Raw genomic sequence first — 17,487 nt, 5'->3', positions numbered from 1 at the left:
TGAGCCTGCTCGCGAAAGCGTCAGAACAGCCAACCCTGTGCCGACTGAAAAATAGCCATCGCGAGCAGGCTAACTCCTACAGGGTGCGCTTTAGAGATCCAGCACCAGCGGCTGCGCACTCTGCGCCGGCACCGCACAGCAAATCAGCACATGCCCTGCCTCGGGAACCTCCGCCGGCGCCTGTGGATAATTCACCGCGCCACTGACCAGGCGGGTCTTGCAGGTGCCACACGAACCGCCGCGGCAACTGAATTCCGGGCGCAATCCACGGCTTTCCGCCAGTTCCAGCAGGCTGCCACCCTCCGGCTGCCAACGCGCCTCTTTCGCCGAGCGTTCGAACACCACCGCCACCGAAGTGGTCGCCGCTGGTGGTTGTTCAATAACGAGTGCATCTGGGTCCGGCTGGCGCTTCAGGGTCGACGGGCCGAAGGTTTCCGCATGGATCTGCGCATCACGCACGTCCAGTTCACGCAGGCTGTCGTACAGCCCTTGCGTGAAACCGCCGGGACCGCAGAGGACGAAGTCAATCTGATCGAAGTCGTCAACGTCGAGCAAATTGCGCAACACGGCGCCATCGATGCGCCCGGTCAGATCGAAGTCTTCACCCTCGCGCGCATCGGCCTCCGGCTGGCTGAGCAAGCGCAGGACCCGCACTGCATTGCCGGAGCGCTCGAGCAAGCGGTCCAGCTCCTGACGAAACGGCTGATCGGCGAGGCTGCGCGAACTTTGCAGCAACAACGTCGGGCGGATCCCGCGCGTGCGCAGCCCCTGGTAGACCACCTCGCGCAGCATCGACAGCAACGGCGTGATGCCGACGCCCGCCGCCAATAACACCAACGGCCTGCGTTCCAGTGGCGCCACGGTGAAATGCCCTTGCGGCGCCCGCGCTTCCAGCACATCGCCGACCTGTATCTGCTGATGCAGGTGCGATGAAATCAGGCCCTCGCGCTTGACGCTGATGCGGTAGAAACCGTCCGATGGCGCACTGGAGAGACTGTAGGTGCGGATATGCACTTCGCCATCGAGGGTAAACCGCAGCGGCAAATGCTGACCGGCAAGAAATACCGGCAGCCCGGCGCCATCGACGGGCTCCAGATAAATCGAGCGAATATGACGACTCTCCGCTTCGATCTTCGTCACTCGCAGCGGCCGCCATTGGTTGCCCAGTGCCTGGGCCTGCAAACGCGCGTCCGCTTCGGCCCAACTGCCGGTGAGCAGGCTGGTCGGCGACATGCCGTCGAAGCGCCAGCGCAACGCCAACGCCGCCGGACGCCGAACCACCTGTTCCACCTCGAACGTCCACAGCCGCTCCGCACCTTGAAACGCTTCGATCTGCGGGTCTTCGAGAAGGATCTCGGTACGCCCGCTCAGTTGCAGCAGATCGCCTGTGGAAAAGTCGATGAACAGCAAGCCAGCCTTGGGGTTGAGCAGCAGATTGCCCAAGGTGTTGAAGTGCAGATTGCCGGCGAAATCCGGGATGGTCAGGCGATTGCCTTCGATGCGCACGAAACCGGCCTGACCACCGCGATGCGAAACGTCCACCGAGCGCTGACCGTCGACGTCGGCATAGCTGGCGACGAAAAACGTATCGGCGCCGGCGATCAGTGCACGAGCGGCCTCATCCAGACTGTTCAGTTGCTGAGCCGGGCGGGTTTTCGGATCTGTCAGCGGTACACGCTGAAACTGGCGCAATTGAATGTATTGCGGGCAGTTGCCGAACGCCTGGTCGACGCTCAGTTCGAAGCCGTCAGCCGTGAGGTTGGCGACATGCCCGTTGAGCCGGTTGCGCCGTCGCGTGTGCAGTTCGATACCCAGCAGACCGATCGGCTCACCGTCGCGCAGTTGCGCCGGGTCGTCAGCGGCCGGCCGGCGGGTGAAATGCAGGTGCTCGGGATCCGGCGAATCGGCGAAACCCGGCTCGCCCTCCAGCACACTGGCCCACGGCCGCCCTTGCGCATCGACCGCGCCGAGCAGCATGAATGGTAATTGCCGGTAAAACTCGCGGTGTTGATCGGGCATCCAGCTGCGAATGACTTTGCGTCCGAACGCTTCCATGCGTTCGGCCACCCCTACGTGAGCCTGCAACTGTTGTTCGCCGGCGTGCCAAGGTGAACGTTCCATCACGATTCTCCCCTGCGCCAGCGGCGCAGTCTGGTTGCGCCTGTCAGGCTGAGGTTTGCAGACCGGCGATCGTGCGCGGCATGCCGACGAAACCGGGCAAGGCTTCGACCCGGGCCAGCCAGGCGCGGACGTTGGCGTAGTCGTCCAGCGAGACATTGCCCTCCGGCGCATGGGCGATATAGCTGTAGGCGGATACGTCGGGAATGCTCGCTTCGTCGCCGGCCAGGAAAGCGCTTTGGCCCAACTCGACGTCCATGACCTTGAGCAGGTTGTGCGCACGTGCGATTGCTTCTTCAGCGTTCAACTGGGCGCCAAACACTGTCACCAATCGCGCGGCCGCGGGGCCAAAGGCAATCGGGCCAGCGGCGGCGGACAACCAGCGCTGCACGCGCGCCGCACCGACCGGGTCGGCCGGCAACCAGCGCCCGTTGCCGTACTTTTGCGCCAGGTACACCAGAATCGCGTTGGAGTCGGCGAGCACCACGCCGCCGTCATCAATGGCCGGCACCTGGCCAAAACTGTTGATCGCCAGATATGCCGGCTGCTTGTGCTCGCCTTTCGCCAGGTCGACGAAAATCAGCTCGGTCGGCAACTGCAACAGGGACAACATCAGCTCGACACGGTGGGCATGGCCGGAACGTGGGAAGTTGTAGAGTTTGATCGCTTGCATGGTCGACTCCGCTGGGTGAGGGTGTCGCCCGAATTGACGTCACCGATGGCAGCGATCTTCCACGGATCGGCAAAACAACAGAATAACCAGCAACCGCAATCAATTATTTCACTGGCTGCAATAACGCTGCGTTCTGCAGGGACGGATGCTCGCGCAAGGCCTGCACGGTGAAATCGACAAAGCTGCGCACCCGCGCCGCTGCCTTGCGCCCGCCCTGATACACAACGTGAATGGGTAATGCGGGCAACTCGAAGTCGGCGAGGACGATCTCCAGTTCACCGGCCGCAACCTTGCTAGCCACTTGATACGACAACACTCGCGTCAGTCCCAGCCCGAGACAGGCCGCTGTGATCGCCGCCTGATTGGCGGTCACCACCAATCGCGGCTCGGGGCGCACGAACAACGGCTCGCCGTGTTCCAGAAACGGCCAGTTGCGCAACTGCCCGACCGCGGACGTTGCGACCACCGGCATTTCGCACAGCGCCTGCGGATGTTGCGGCCGGCCATGCTGCGCCAGGTATTGCGGCGAACCACACACCACCCGTCGCACCTCACCGACGCGGATCGCGTGCTGACTGCTGTCCGGCAGTTCACCGATGCGCACCGCCACATCAATGCCCTCCTCGACCATGCTCACCACCCGATCGAGCAGCAGCGCATTGATGGTAACGTCCGGATACTGCGCCAGATAGGCCGCCATCAGCGGCGTCACGAACAGCTCGCCGAACAGCACCGGCGCCGTCACCGTCAATTGCCCGCGCGGCTGCGCATGACTGCCCGCCGCCGAATCCTCAGCCTCCTGCACCTCCAGCAGAATCCGCCGACAGTCCTCCAGATAACGCTGACCGGCTTCGGTCAGATGCACGCTGCGCGTGGTGCGCACCAGCAACTGCGTACCGATCCGCAGTTCCAGCGCCGCCACCGCCCGCGTCACACTCGCCGCCGACAACCCCAGCCGCCGCGCAGCGGCCGAGAAGCCTTGCTCTTGGGCGATGGTGGTGAAGATGTACATTTCCTGAAAGCGGTCCATGGGATTCCCCGGTTCGGATATCGGAAGTCACCTGGCAAAATCGCAGCCGAAGCTGCGATTTCCTTGTGCTGGATTACACGATAAGAGCGTTCGCGGCAAACAGCCCGTTACTCAGGCTTTCGCCGACGCTGAAACTACCGTCTGCCGTCGACGCATCAGTGTGCAGTAGGCGATCGCAGGGAAAATCAGGCCGACAGCCCACGCCAGATCGACGCCGCCCAGTTTTGTAGCTATCGGGCCGACATAGAGCGTGGTACTCATGAACGGGATTTCAAGGATGATCGTCACAATGAAAATGCTGACGGCTATCCAGTTGACTCTTCCGTAAATCCCATTCGGATCAAAGATATCCGCAATCCGATAAACCCCTTTACGCAGCACGTAGTAGTCCACCAGGTTGATCGCTGTCCAGGGAATAAGGAAGTAGCTCATGAAGAAAATGAAGTTGAGAAAAAACTGCAAAAAATCATCCTGGGCCAGCGTACATAAGCCTGTTGCGGTTGCGCAGATGACCAGCATAAAGCCAGCCCTTACACGCGGCGTCACCTTCATGGCCGCATAAGGTTCAATCACCGTCACCGTCGACATGAACGCGCCGTAGAGGTTGAAGACGTTAATGGCTACCTGGCCGTAGAGCACAAACGCAAACGTCAGCAAGGTGCCGCCGCCAAGCACGGTGACCAGATTCAGACCGACATTGTCAGCGAACCCGGACATGCCTTTGGCCAGTACCGCCCCGAGGATCATCATCCAGCTTCCACCAACCACAGTCCCCAGGTAGCTGTACCAGAAGACTTGGCGACTCGACGTTTCGGTGGGCAAGTAGCGTGAATAGTCAGCCACATACGGCGCATAGGACAACTGCCAGGTGACTGAAATGCTCACGCAAGCCAGAAAGCTTACCCAGCCAAATCCCTGAGTCGTCCATTGCCCGGGTTCGATCGACATCGTCAGGGCGAAGTAGCTCGCGATACTGAAGACAACAATCGAGACCATTGACAGGAGTTTCTGGAAGCGATGAATCAGTTGGTACCCGAACAGCGCTACCAGAAAGCACACGACGCCGAGCAGCACGATATTGGTGCCATTGCTCAACGGGCTGGCCTTGGCGATGGCCTGGGCGGCCAGCAGCGTGTTGCTGACAAAAAAACCGAGGTAGATCAGCATGACGAACAGCAATGGAACAATCGCCCCGAACACACCAAACTGCGCCCGGCTTTGAATCATCTGCGGAATACCGAGCCTTGGCCCTTGAGCGGAATGCGAAGCCATGAAGATCGCACCGATCAGCGATCCGAGCAGGATGGAAACCACACTCCAGAACAGATTGAGCCCCAGACTGACCGGCAATACACCGGCTGCGATGGTCGTGATGTTAGCGTTCGCGCCGAACCATACAAAGAACAAGGAACGAGGCTTACCGTAGCGCTCGTCTTCGGGAACGAAATCGATGCTTCTGTTTTCAACTTTCATGATGGTCATCGCTCCAATCAACGTTCATCTAGGCTGTTTTCAAGGCGCTGAATGGCCTCGACAAACGCTTCGGGCTGGAAGGCAAGGTGGTCGGGTTTTTCAGTCACCAGGCAGGTCGCTGGCTGACCCCGCCAACGCTTGAGCAACTGCGCTGTGGTTACGATTTTCAGGCCGTATACCCAATTGGAGAGAATGAACAACGCAGAATAGTGCGCCGCCAGGGTCGTGGCCGTGCAGGCGTCACTGACGATGGTGATGTTGAAGTCGTGTTGGTAGGCATCGAACACGCTGGTCATCACGCACACGTCAGTCAAGACACCGATCACGATCAGGTTTTTGATATTCCTGCGCTTGAGCATTTGCGCCAGACGGGTTCCGTGAAACGCGCTATAGCGATACTTGTCGAGCACGATGTCACCCTCACACGGGGCAAGCGCATCGAGAATCTCGATCGCGCGAGTGCCGTCGAGGTACGAGGTGGGTTGGCCTGAGTTGTCCACTGGCTCGCCAAGCATCAAGTCCGCCCCATGGGCTTCATTGATGTGGCGGGTGTAAAACAGCGAAATTCCCAATGTTCGTGCGAGGTCTGTCAATGCGGCCGCGTTCTCGACGACGTGGTCAAAACGCTCAAGTGCGAAGCAATCTTCCTTTTGCAGGTCGATAATCAGTAAGGCGGTATCTTTGCTCATCGGTTTTTTCCGGCTGCAACTACCCCCGGTGGGCCAATGTGCTCACCGTGGAGGTATCAAAGAGTTCAGCGGCCTTTGATAAGGCGCTGGGGGAAGCGAGGCGGATGCTCGCCAGGAGGGATCAGATGACGGGCTGCCAGAAGCCGTTCTGCTTGGCGGCCACGCACGCGGGCATGCGTTTGAGCTCGACCTGTGACCGTGCGGGGGTTCGGCGCAGATAACCTTTCATCGCGTCGCTTGGCAACGCCCTGACAGAACAGGCACGCCTGTTGTGTGCATTAGCCAAGGCTGACGGGAAGGTGATCATCGCAAGGTACTCTTAGAGACGTTATCCCTTGCCAGCAAATTCCAAGCCAACCGCTAACCCCCTCTGGAAAGGGGCTTTCAGTCACAGACAAACTGAATGTAAAAGACGTCATTGTGGTATACCGTAATATGGTGATACCAGCAGTAACGTCTACGGCGTACGACGTGCTACCCGTCGTGCCAAACGTGCGTGTTATTCCACCGTCACCGACTTCGCCAGATTGCGCGGCTGATCCACATCCGTGCCTTTGAGCACCGCGACGTAGTAAGACAGCAACTGCAGCGGGATCGTGTAAAGGATCGGCGAGAGGATGTCGTGGATGTGCGGCATTTGCACCACATGGGTGCCTTCGCCATTGGTCATTGCGGCTTTTTCGTCGGCGAAGACGATCAGTTCACCGCCACGGGCGCGGACTTCCTGCAGGTTGGATTTGAGCTTTTCCAGCAGTTCGTTGTTCGGCGCAACGGTGACCACCGGCATGTCGTTATCCACCAGTGCCAGCGGGCCGTGTTTGAGCTCGCCGGCCGGGTAGGCTTCGGCGTGGATGTAGGAGATTTCCTTGAGTTTCAAGGCACCTTCCATCGCCACCGGGAATTGCGCACCACGACCGAGGAACAAGGTGTGGTTCTTTTCGGCGAACAGCTCGGCGATTTTTTCGACGGTGCTGTCCATCGCCAAGGCTTCGCCCAGGCGGGTTGGCAGGCGACGCAGTTCTTCGACCAGCGTGGCTTCAACGCCTTTGGCCAACGTCCCGCGAACCTGGCCCAGCGACAGGGTCAGCAGCAGCAGGCCGACCAGTTGCGTGGTGAAGGCTTTGGTCGAGGCGACGCCGATTTCGCGGCCGGCCTGGGTCAGCAAGGTCAGGTCGGATTCGCGCACCAGCGAGCTGATGCCAACGTTGCAGATCGCCAGGCTGGCGAGAAAGCCCAGCTCTTTGGCGTTGCGCAGTGCGGCGAGGGTGTCAGCGGTTTCGCCTGATTGGGAGATGGTGACGAACAGCGTGTCGGCCTGTACCACCACCTTGCGATAACGGAATTCGCTGGCGACTTCGACCTGGCACGGGATGCCGGCCAGTTCTTCGAGCCAGTAACGGGCGACCATGCCAGCGTGATAACTGGTACCGCAGGCGACGATCTGCACATTGCGCACTTTGGCAAACAGCTCGGCGGCCTGCGGCCCGAACGCTTGCACCAATACCTGGTCGTTGCTCAGGCGGCCTTCGAGGGTGCGCTGCACCACCGTTGGCTGCTCGTGAATTTCCTTGAGCATGTAATGGCGAAACTCGCCTTTGTCGGCGGCTTCGGCACCGTCGGTGTACTGCACGGTCTGGCGCTCGACGGCGTTACCGTCGATGTCCCAGATCTGCACGCTGTCGCGCTGAATTTCGGCGATATCGCCCTCTTCCAGGTACATGAAGCGGTCGGTGACCTGACGCAACGCCAGTTGATCGGAGGCGAGGAAGTTCTCGCCCAGACCCAAGCCGATCACCAACGGACTGCCACTGCGCGCAGCGACCAGACGATCCGGTTGCTGCGCATTAATCACGGCCAGACCGTAAGCGCCGTGCAGTTCCTTGACGGTGGCTTTGAGCGCAGCGCTCAAATCCGGCTGCTGCTTGAGCTTTTCGGTGAGCAGGTGGGCGATGACTTCGGTGTCGGTGTCGGAAGTGAACACATAACCGAGCGCTTTCAGTTGTTCGCGCAGGGCTTCGTGGTTTTCGATGATGCCGTTGTGCACCACCGCAATGTCACCGGAGAAATGCGGGTGGGCGTTGCGTTCGCACGGCGCGCCGTGAGTGGCCCAACGGGTATGAGCGATGCCCAGACGCCCAGCCAGAGGCTGTTCGGCCAGCGCCGCTTCGAGCTCGCTGACCTTGCCCGGCCGGCGCACGCGCTCGAGGGTGGCCTCGTTGGTGTACACCGCTACACCCGCGCTGTCATAGCCGCGATACTCGAGGCGCTTGAGGCCTTCGAGCAAGATGGCGGTGATATTACGTTCAGCCACTGCGCCGACAATTCCACACATGTTTATTTCTCCTGACTGACAGCCGCAATAATCACGGTGATACCGCGGGCCTGAAGGTGATCGCGGGCCTCATCGGGCAGGCGATCGTCGGTAATGAGGGTATGGACGCTGCTCCACGGCAGCTCCAGGTTAGGAATCTTGCGGCCGATCTTGTCGGCCTCAACCATAACGATAACTTCGCGTGCCACTTCAGCCATCACCCGGCTCAGGCCGAGCAGTTCGTTGAAGGTGGTCGTCCCGCGCACCAGATCGATGCCATCGGCGCCAATGAACAATTGATCGAAGTCGTAGGAGCGTAGTACCTGCTCGGCGACCTGACCCTGGAAGGATTCCGAATGCGGATCCCAGGTGCCGCCGGTCATCAGCAATACAGGCTCGTGTTCGAGTTCGCTCAAGGCGTTGGCGACGTGCAGGGAGTTGGTCATCACCACCAGCCCCGGCTGCTGGCCGAGTTCGGGAATCATGGCGGCGGTGGTACTGCCGCTGTCGATAATGATCCGCGCATGTTCGCGGATGCGTTTCACCGCAGCGCGAGCAATCGCCTGTTTGTATCTGGAGACGCTCTGCGCAGTTTCTGCGACCAGTTCCTGCGGCATGCTGATCGCTCCGCCGTAACGGCGCAGCAACAGACCGTGACTTTCGAGCGCAGCCAGATCCTTGCGAATCGTAACCTCGGAGGTTTCGAAGCGCTTGGCCAGTTCATCCACACTGACTTCGCCCCGCTCAGTGAGCAAGGCGAGGATGTTGTGGCGTCGCTGAGGCGTGTTGCGTTTCGACATGGCGGCTTATGTTTCGATTCGAAAGATAACGTAAGCAATCAAAACCTATCGAAACAATGCCGTCAAGCTGTAGCGAGAAAAATTCAGAAAATGACGCGATTCGTATGGGAGCGAGCCTGCTCGCGAAGGGGTTACTCAGGCTAATTGCTACACCTGATCAAACGCTTTCGCGAGCGGGCTCGCTCCCACACGAGGACTGTGGATAACTCAGGATTTCTTGATCTTCTCCGGCCGCTTCCAGCCGTCGATGTTTTTCTGTCGCGCCCGACCTACGGCCAACTGCGCGTTATCCACATTCTGCGTGATCGTCGAACCGGCTGCTGTGGTTGCACCGTCGGAGATATCCACAGGCGCAACCAGCGAATTGTTGGAGCCGATGAACACATCCGCACCCAACACGGTTTTCCACTTGTTGGCGCCGTCGTAGTTGCAGGTGATGGTGCCGGCGCCGATGTTCGTGCGCGCGCCAACTTCGGCATCGCCCAGATAAGTCAGGTGGCCAACCTTGGCGCCCTCACCCATATGGGCATTTTTCAGCTCGACGAAGTTACCCACATGCGCGCGCGCTTCGAGCACAGTGCCAGGACGCAGACGCGCGAACGGGCCGGCATCGCTGCCTTCGCCGAGAACCGCGCCTTCGATGTGGCTGTTGGCTTTGATCACCACGCCTTTGCGCAGGGTACTGTCCTTGATGACGCAATTCGGACCGATGACCACGTCATCTTCGATCACCACATTGCCTTCGAGAATCACGTTGATGTCGATCAGCACGTCACGACCGACGGTGACTTCACCCCGCACATCGAAACGTGCCGGATCGCGCAGGGTCACGCCTTGCGCCATCAAACGACGACCGGCGCGCAGCTGGTAGTGGCGTTCGAGTTCGGAGAGTTGCTTGCGATCGTTGGCGCCCTGCACTTCCATCGGGTCATGCGGTTGTTCGGTGGCCACTACCAGACCATCGCTGACCGCCATTTCGATCACGTCGGTCAGGTAGTACTCGCCTTGGGCGTTGTTGTTCGACAAACGACTCATCCAGTCCGCGAGACGATTGGCCGGCACGGCGAGAATGCCGGTGTTGCCTTCGGTAATCGCGCGTTGGGCTTCGCTGGCGTCTTTATGCTCAACGATCGCGGCAACCTTGCCGTCAGCATCACGCACGATGCGGCCATAACCGGTCGGGTCGTCGAGTTCGACGGTGAGCAAGCCCATCTGGCCCGGGACGACATGCTTGAGCAAACGCTGCAGGGTCTCGACTTCGATCAGAGGCACATCGCCATAAAGAATCAGCACCGTGTCGGCAGTAATGAACGGCACCGCTTGCGCTGTGGCGTGGCCGGTACCGAGCTGCTTGTCCTGCAGGACGAAATTCAGATCCTCGGCCGCCAGCCGCTCACGCACCACATCGGCACCGTGACCGATCACCACGTGAATGCGTTGTGGATCAAGTTGCCGAGCGCTGTGGATAACATGGCCGAGCATGGAGTCGCCGGCAATCGGGTGCAGCACCTTGGGCAGCGCCGAACGCATGCGAGTGCCTTGACCGGCCGCGAGGATAACGATTTCGAGAGACATGACTGGCTACCAATCCTGGGTGGTCAGCAACTGCGACCGGGTTTGAAATTCGGAAAGGAAAAAAGGGTAGCCGAGGCTACCCTTTTTTATCAATCGCACAACAAGCGGATGACGGATTAACCGCCAAACTTCTTGCGGATCTGCTGGACGGTGCGCAGCTGGGCTGCAGCCTCGGCCAGACGTGTGGCAGCGGCGCCGTAATCGAAGTCCGCGCCTTTTTCGTTCAGGGCATTCTCGGCAGCCTTGAGAGCTGCCTGAGCCTGAGCTTCATCCAGGTCGGCGGCACGTTGCACAGTATCGGCAAGCACCTTGACCATGTTCGGCTGAACCTCGAGGAAACCACCGGAGATGTAGAACACCTCGGCTTCCCCGCCTTGCTTGATCAGGCGGATCGGACCCGGCTTGAGATTAGTGATCAGCGGCGCGTGACCCAGAGCGATACCAAGATCACCCAGTGCACCGTGCGCAATCACCATCTCGACCAGGCCGGAAAAGATTTCCCCTTCCGCGCTGACGATATCGCAATGGACTGTCATAGCCATCTGATTGCCTCAACCTAAATTAGCGCCCGTTGCCGGGCGCCGGGATTACAGTTTCTTGGCTTTCTCGATCGCTTCTTCGATGCCGCCAACCATGTAGAACGCTTGTTCTGGCAGGTGGTCGTAGTCACCGTTGAGGATGCCTTTGAAGCCAGCAATGGTGTCTTTCAGGGAAACGTATTTACCCGAAGCACCGGTGAAGACTTCAGCCACGAAGAACGGCTGCGACAAGAAGCGCTGGATCTTACGAGCACGGTTAACCAACTGCTTGTCGGCTTCCGAAAGCTCGTCCATACCCAGGATCGCGATGATGTCCTTCAGCTCTTTGTAACGTTGCAGAACGTACTGAACGCCGCGAGCGGTGTCGTAGTGGTCCTGGCCGATCACGTTCGGGTCCAGCTGGCGCGAAGTCGAATCCAGTGGATCTACCGCTGGGTAGATACCCAGGGAAGCGATGTCACGGGACAGAACGACGGTGGCGTCCAGGTGGGCGAAGGTGGTCGCTGGCGACGGGTCGGTCAAGTCGTCCGCTGGTACGTATACCGCCTGGATCGAGGTGATCGAACCTTCCTTGGTCGAAGTGATACGTTCCTGCAGAACGCCCATCTCTTCAGCCAGGGTCGGCTGGTAACCTACTGCCGAAGGCATACGGCCCAGCAGTGCGGATACTTCAGTACCGGCCAGGGTGTAACGATAGATGTTGTCGACGAACAGCAGAACGTCGTTACCTTCGTCACGGAACTTCTCGGCCATGGTCAGGCCGGTCAAGGCTACGCGCAGACGGTTTCCCGGCGGCTCGTTCATCTGACCGTAAACCAGTGCCACTTTGTCCAGAACGTTGGAGTCCTTCATCTCGTGGTAGAAGTCGTTACCCTCACGAGTACGCTCACCCACACCGGCGAACACGGAATAACCGCTGTGCTCGATGGCGATGTTACGGATCAGTTCCATCATGTTTACGGTTTTGCCTACACCGGCACCACCGAACAGACCGACTTTACCGCCCTTGGCGAACGGGCAAACCAGGTCGATAACCTTGATGCCGGTTTCCAGCAGGTCGTTGCCGCCCGCTTGTTCCGCGAAGGAAGGCGCAGGACGGTGAATGCCCCAGCGCTCTTCGGTATCGATCGGACCAGCTTCGTCGATCGGGTTGCCGAGGACGTCCATGATCCGGCCCAGGGTCGCTTTACCGACAGGTACGGAGATGGCTGCGCCAGAGTCGCTGACTTCCAGACCGCGCTTCAAGCCCTCGGTGGAACCCATCGCAATGGTACGAACCACGCCGTCGCCCAGCTGCTGCTGAACTTCCAGAGTGGTTGCGGCCGCGCTTTGTACAGTCAGCGCGTTGTAGATGCTCGGTACGCTGTCGCGTGGAAATTCCACGTCGATAACGGCGCCGATGATTTGAACGATACGTCCGCTACTCATAGCTGGATCCTCTGAATATTTGAACCGTTAAACCGCGGCAGCGCCGCCGACGATTTCCGAGATCTCTTGGGTGATCGCAGCCTGACGCGCCTTGTTGTAGATCAGCTGCAAATCGCTGATCAAATCACCGGCGTTGTCGGTAGCGTTCTTCATCGCGATCATCCGCGCAGCCTGTTCAGCCGCGTTGTTCTCGACCACCGCCTGGTAGACCTGCGACTCGACGTAACGGACCATCAAGCCGTCAAGCAGCTCTTTGGCATCCGGTTCGTAGAGATAGTCCCAGTGGTGCTTGAGATCCTGATCCGGGGTAGCCACCAGTGGAATCAACTGCTCCACCGTAGGCTGTTGCGTCATGGTGTTGATGAACTTGTTGGACACCACGGACAGGCGGTCAATACGGCCGTCCAGGTAGGCATCCAGCATCACCTTGACGCTGCCGATCAGATCATTGATCGACGGCTCTTCACCCAGGTGGCTGATAGCTGCAACGACGTTACCGCCGAAGTTGCGGAAAAAGGCCGCACCCTTGCTACCAACGACACACAGATCAATCTCGACGCCGTTTTCGCGGTTTACCGCCATGTCCTTGACCAGGGCCTTGAACAGGTTGGTGTTCAAGCCGCCGCACAGACCACGGTCACTGCTCACGACGACATAACCGACGCGCTTGATTTCGCGGTCGATCATGAACGGGTGGCGGTATTCCGGGTTGGCGTTGGCCAGATGCCCAATTACCTGGCGGATACGCTCCGCATAAGGACGGCTAGCAGCCATGCGCATTTGTGCCTTGCGCATTTTGCTGACCGCCACTTTTTCCATGGCGCTGGTAATCTTTTGCGTGCTTTTGATGCTCGCAATCTTACTGCGAATCTCTTTTGCGCCTGCCATGTAACACCTATCAGGTTAGCAAGCGGGAGCCTCGCGGCTCCCGCTGCGGCTTACCAGGTTTGGGTGGCCTTGAACTTCTCGATACCGGCTTTCATGCCAGCGTCGATTTCGTCATTGAAGTCACCTTTAACGTTGATCTTCGCCATCAAATCGGCGTGATCGCGGTTGAAGAAAGCAATCAGCGCTTGTTCGAAGCTGCCGACCTTGGCGATTTCAATGTCAGTCAGGAACCCACGCTCAGCGGCATACAGCGACAGCGCCATGTCAGCGATCGACATAGGTGCGTATTGCTTCTGCTTCATCAGCTCGGTAACGCGCTGACCATGCTCAAGTTGCTTGCGGGTCGCTTCGTCCAGGTCAGAAGCGAACTGGGCGAATGCCGCCAGTTCACGGTACTGAGCCAGAGCGGTACGGATACCACCGGAAAGCTTCTTGATGATCTTGGTCTGAGCGGCACCACCCACACGGGATACCGAAACACCGGCGTTCACTGCAGGGCGGATGCCCGAGTTGAACATGGCCGATTCCAGGAAGATCTGACCGTCGGTGATGGAAATCACGTTGGTCGGAACGAACGCGGAAACGTCGCCAGCCTGGGTTTCGATGATCGGCAGTGCGGTCAGGGAACCGGTTTTGCCGGTCACTGCGCCGTTGGTGAACTTCTCTACGTATTCTTCCGAAACGCGGGATGCGCGCTCCAGCAGACGGGAGTGGAGATAGAACACGTCGCCTGGGTAAGCTTCACGGCCTGGTGGACGGCGCAGCAGCAGGGAGATCTGGCGGTAAGCCACTGCCTGCTTGGACAGATCGTCATAAACGATCAGCGCGTCTTCACCGCGGTCGCGGAAGAATTCACCCATGGTGCAACCGGAGTACGGTGCCAGGAACTGCAGCGCAGGAGATTCCGAAGCACTGGCAGCCACGATGATCGTGTTGGCCAGGGCGCCGTTTTCTTCCAGCTTGCGAACCACGTTGGCGATGGTCGATTGCTTCTGACCGATGGCTACGTAGACGCAGAAAATGCCGCTGTCTTTCTGGTTGATGATCGCGTCGATCGCCAGAGCGGTTTTACCGATCTGACGGTCACCGATGATCAGCTCACGCTGGCCACGGCCGACAGGGATCATGGCATCGACAGCCTTGTAGCCAGTCTGTACAGGCTGGTCTACCGACTTACGCCAGATCACGCCTGGAGCAACTTTCTCGACCGCGTCGGTCTCGGTGTTGCCCAGTGGACCTTTGCCGTCAACAGGGTTACCCAGTGCATCGACTACGCGGCCCAGCAATTCCTTACCAACAGGAACTTCGAGGATGCGGCCGGTGCACTTGGCGCTCATGCCTTCAGCCAGCGACTGGTAGGAGCCCAATACCACGGCACCTACGGAGTCCTGCTCCAGGTTGAGGGCCATACCGTAGACGCCGCCCGGAAACTCGATCATCTCGCCGTACATGACGTCGGCCAGACCGTGAATCCGCACGATGCCGTCAGATACGCTGACGACAGTGCCTTCGTTACGGGCTTGGGAGGTCACATCGAGCTTGTCGATGCGGCCCTTGATAATTTCACTTATTTCGGAAGGATTGAGTTGCTGCATTGCTCTGCTGCCCCTTCAAACTCAAGATTTCAATGCTTCGGCAAGTTTCGCGATTTTGCCGCGAATCGAGCCATCGATAACCAGGTCGCCGGCGCGGATCACGACACCACCAATCAAGGCAGCGTCCTCCGCAACTTGCAGGCGCACTTCCCGGTTGAGTCGTGCACTGAGAACCTTGGCGAGTTTGTCTTGCTGTTCTTGGTTCAATGCGAAAGCACTGGTCACTTCAACGTCTACCGATTTCTCTTGTTCGGCCTTGTACAGGTCGAACAGAGCGGCGATCTCCGGCAGAAGCAGGAGACGGTCGTTTTCGGCAACGACGTTGATGAAGTTGCGTGCTTTTTCATCAAACTTGTCGCCGCACACGTCAATGAACGTGGCGGCCTTTTCTGCGCTCGTCAGTCGCGGGGCCTTGAGCACGCGCTGCAGGGTGTCGTCTTGCGACACCGCTGCTGCCAGGCCGAGCATGGCTGACCAATTGGCCAGTTGCTGGTGGGCCTGAGCGTGCTCGAAGGCCGCCTTAGCGTAAGGTCGGGCCAACGTGGTCAGTTCTGCCATGATCGCCCTCGCTTAGATTTCAGCAGCCAGTTGGTTAACCAGCTCTGCGTGCGCGTTTTGATCGATTGTGGCACCCAGGATCTTCTCGGCGCCGCCAACAGCCAGCAAGCCCACTTGGGCACGCAGCTTGTCTTTGACGCTGTTCAGTTCCTGTTCGATCTCGGCTTGAGCCTGAACCTTCACACGGTCAGCGTCGATACGGGCTTTTTCAACAGCCTCTTCGACGATCTGGTTACCGCGTTTCTTGGCTTGCTCGATGATTTCAGCTGCCTGAGCTTTCGCTTCGCGCAGTTGCTGACCCGCTTTTTCTTGGGCCAACTCCAGGTCGCGAGCTGCACGGCTGGCAGCGTCCAGACCATCAGCGATCTTCTTTTGACGTTCGTGCAGAGCAGCGATGACCGGAGGCCATACATACTTCATGCAGAACAGTACAAAAATCAGGAACGCAACGGACTGGCCAATCAGGGTCGCATTAATGTTCACGCCAACACCTCGCAGTTACGTTGTCCATCACACCAGATTACTCGGAAGACTCCGGGTAATCAGCCAGCGATCTGACCAACGAACGGGTTCGCAAAGGTGAAGAACAGAGCGATACCAACACCGATCATGGTTACGGCGTCGAGCAGACCGGCAACGATGAACATTTTAACTTGCAGCATTGGAACCATTTCTGGCTGACGCGCTGCGCCTTCCAGGAACTTGCCGCCCAGCAGGCCGAAACCAATTGCGGTACCCAGTGCGCCCAGGCCGATCAACAGTGCAACAGCGATAGCGGTTAGACCAACTACAGTTTCCATCTTTCCTCCCGACTTTTACGTCGTATGGTTTAGGTTTTTTAGATTAAAGCGGTAAAACAAATCGTTTCAGGTGCCCTGTGAAGAGCCCCCTCCCGTTTGACCGGGAGGGACATCAGACTAGTCGAGACTGGTCTTAATGGTTTTCTTCGTGCGCCATCGACAGGTAGACGATGGTCAGCATCATGAAGATGAACGCCTGCAGCGTGATGATCAGGATGTGGAACACAGCCCACGCCCACTGCAGAACAACGCCCAGGCCGCTCAGCCAGAGCAGGCCGCTGCCGAACATCACAGCGATCAGAATGAACACCAGCTCGCCGGCATACATGTTGCCGAACAGACGCAGAGCCAGAGAGATCGGCTTGGCGATCAGGGTCACGAATTCCAGCAGGAAATTCACCGGGATCAGCAGCGCTTGAACGAAGATGTTCTTGCTGCCGAACGGGTGCAGGGTCAGTTCGCCGATAAAGCCGCCGATGCCCTTGACCTTGATGCTGTAGAAAATGATCAGCGCGAACACCGAGAACGCCATGCCCAGAGTTGCGTTCGGGTCGGTAGTCGACACGGCGCGGAACGGGATGTGCGCATCGCCGGAGATCAGGATGGCCAGTTGAGGAATCCAGTCGACCGGTACCAGGTCGACGGCGTTCATCAGGAACACCCAGACGAAGATGGTCAGTGCCAGCGGTGCAATCACCGGGCTACGACCATGGAAGCTGTCTTTCACGCTGCCATCGACGAATTCGACCAATACTTCAACGAAGTTCTGCAAAGCACCCGGCTGACCCGAAGTCGCTTTCTTTGCCGCCATGCGGAAAAGAAGCACGAAGATCAGACCCAGCGCGACCGACCAGCCGAGAGTATCGACGTGGAAAGCCCAGAAGCCCATTTCCTTGGCCTCTGCTGCGGTGTGGGCAAAGCCCCAGCCGCCGTTGGGTAGCTGACCGAAGGTCAGGTTCTGCAAGTGGTGCTGGATATAGCCCGAAGCGGTTGTTTCTGCCATGGTTGCC

16 protein-coding genes are annotated in these 17,487 nt (G+C 58.9%); all 16 read right to left on the bottom strand.

Going from position 1 to position 17,487, the window contains the following annotated elements:
- Positions 1-90: 90 nt before the first annotated feature.
- Positions 91-2,121, bottom strand: a complete 2,031-nt coding sequence (locus tag M0746_RS25710; protein ID WP_258451083.1) for a pyridoxamine 5'-phosphate oxidase family protein — start codon at positions 2,119-2,121, stop codon at positions 91-93.
- A 43-nt stretch (positions 2,122-2,164) separates the two neighbouring features.
- Positions 2,165-2,791: a glutathione S-transferase family protein gene (locus M0746_RS25705; RefSeq protein ID WP_258451082.1), complete on the bottom strand. Its 627-nt coding sequence runs from the start codon at positions 2,789-2,791 to the stop codon at positions 2,165-2,167.
- 103 nt (positions 2,792-2,894) lie between these two features.
- Positions 2,895-3,821, bottom strand: coding sequence for a LysR family transcriptional regulator (locus M0746_RS25700; RefSeq protein WP_258451081.1), 927 nt, complete (start codon positions 3,819-3,821; stop codon positions 2,895-2,897).
- A gap of 111 nt (positions 3,822-3,932) precedes the next feature.
- Complete coding sequence (locus M0746_RS25695; protein ID WP_258451526.1) at positions 3,933-5,294, bottom strand: purine-cytosine permease family protein; 1,362 nt, start codon at positions 5,292-5,294, stop codon at positions 3,933-3,935.
- 17 nt (positions 5,295-5,311) lie between these two features.
- Positions 5,312-5,983, bottom strand: coding sequence for an isochorismatase family cysteine hydrolase (locus tag M0746_RS25690; RefSeq protein WP_258451080.1), 672 nt, complete (start codon positions 5,981-5,983; stop codon positions 5,312-5,314).
- 499 nt (positions 5,984-6,482) lie between these two features.
- Positions 6,483-8,315 (bottom strand): glutamine--fructose-6-phosphate transaminase (isomerizing), encoded by a 1,833-nt coding sequence (gene glmS, locus M0746_RS25685; protein WP_258451079.1) that lies wholly within the window; start codon positions 8,313-8,315, stop codon positions 6,483-6,485.
- 2 nt (positions 8,316-8,317) lie between these two features.
- Positions 8,318-9,094, bottom strand: coding sequence for a DeoR/GlpR family DNA-binding transcription regulator (locus M0746_RS25680; RefSeq protein WP_208939146.1), 777 nt, complete (start codon positions 9,092-9,094; stop codon positions 8,318-8,320).
- 207 nt (positions 9,095-9,301) lie between these two features.
- Positions 9,302-10,669 carry a bifunctional UDP-N-acetylglucosamine diphosphorylase/glucosamine-1-phosphate N-acetyltransferase GlmU gene (gene glmU, locus M0746_RS25675; RefSeq protein ID WP_258451078.1) on the bottom strand — a complete coding sequence of 456 codons (1,368 nt, stop codon included), beginning with the start codon at positions 10,667-10,669 and terminating at the stop codon, positions 9,302-9,304.
- A gap of 116 nt (positions 10,670-10,785) precedes the next feature.
- A complete protein-coding gene (locus tag M0746_RS25670) occupies positions 10,786-11,211 on the bottom strand; it encodes a F0F1 ATP synthase subunit epsilon (RefSeq protein ID WP_016772407.1) in 426 nt (141 codons plus the stop codon).
- Between the two features lie 45 nt (positions 11,212-11,256).
- Entirely contained in the window at positions 11,257-12,636 is a 1,380-nt protein-coding gene (gene atpD / locus M0746_RS25665; RefSeq protein ID WP_090287822.1) for a F0F1 ATP synthase subunit beta, read from the bottom strand.
- A 27-nt stretch (positions 12,637-12,663) separates the two neighbouring features.
- On the bottom strand, positions 12,664-13,524 hold the full coding sequence (gene atpG, locus M0746_RS25660) for a F0F1 ATP synthase subunit gamma (RefSeq protein WP_007911960.1): 861 nt from the start codon (positions 13,522-13,524) through the stop codon (positions 12,664-12,666).
- Between the two features lie 50 nt (positions 13,525-13,574).
- Positions 13,575-15,119, bottom strand: a complete 1,545-nt coding sequence (gene atpA, locus M0746_RS25655) for a F0F1 ATP synthase subunit alpha (protein ID WP_016772405.1) — start codon at positions 15,117-15,119, stop codon at positions 13,575-13,577.
- Positions 15,120-15,140: 21 nt separating this feature from the next.
- On the bottom strand, positions 15,141-15,677 hold the full coding sequence (locus tag M0746_RS25650; protein ID WP_016772404.1) for a F0F1 ATP synthase subunit delta: 537 nt from the start codon (positions 15,675-15,677) through the stop codon (positions 15,141-15,143).
- A 12-nt stretch (positions 15,678-15,689) separates the two neighbouring features.
- Positions 15,690-16,160 (bottom strand): F0F1 ATP synthase subunit B, encoded by a 471-nt coding sequence (locus tag M0746_RS25645; protein ID WP_016772403.1) that lies wholly within the window; start codon positions 16,158-16,160, stop codon positions 15,690-15,692.
- A gap of 59 nt (positions 16,161-16,219) precedes the next feature.
- Entirely contained in the window at positions 16,220-16,477 is a 258-nt protein-coding gene (gene atpE / locus M0746_RS25640; RefSeq protein ID WP_003097235.1) for a F0F1 ATP synthase subunit C, read from the bottom strand.
- 133 nt (positions 16,478-16,610) lie between these two features.
- The gene (gene atpB, locus M0746_RS25635) at positions 16,611-17,480 is read right to left on the bottom strand and encodes a F0F1 ATP synthase subunit A (protein ID WP_016772402.1); all 870 of its coding nucleotides are present in this window, start codon (positions 17,478-17,480) and stop codon (positions 16,611-16,613) included.
- Positions 17,481-17,487 lie beyond the last annotated feature (7 nt).

The sequence above is a fragment of the Pseudomonas sp. S11P7 genome (assembly GCF_023195435.1).
Taxonomy (GTDB): Bacteria; Pseudomonadota; Gammaproteobacteria; order Pseudomonadales; family Pseudomonadaceae; genus Aquipseudomonas; species Aquipseudomonas fluorescens_G.
This window is presented reverse-complemented; position numbering and strand designations above follow the sequence as displayed.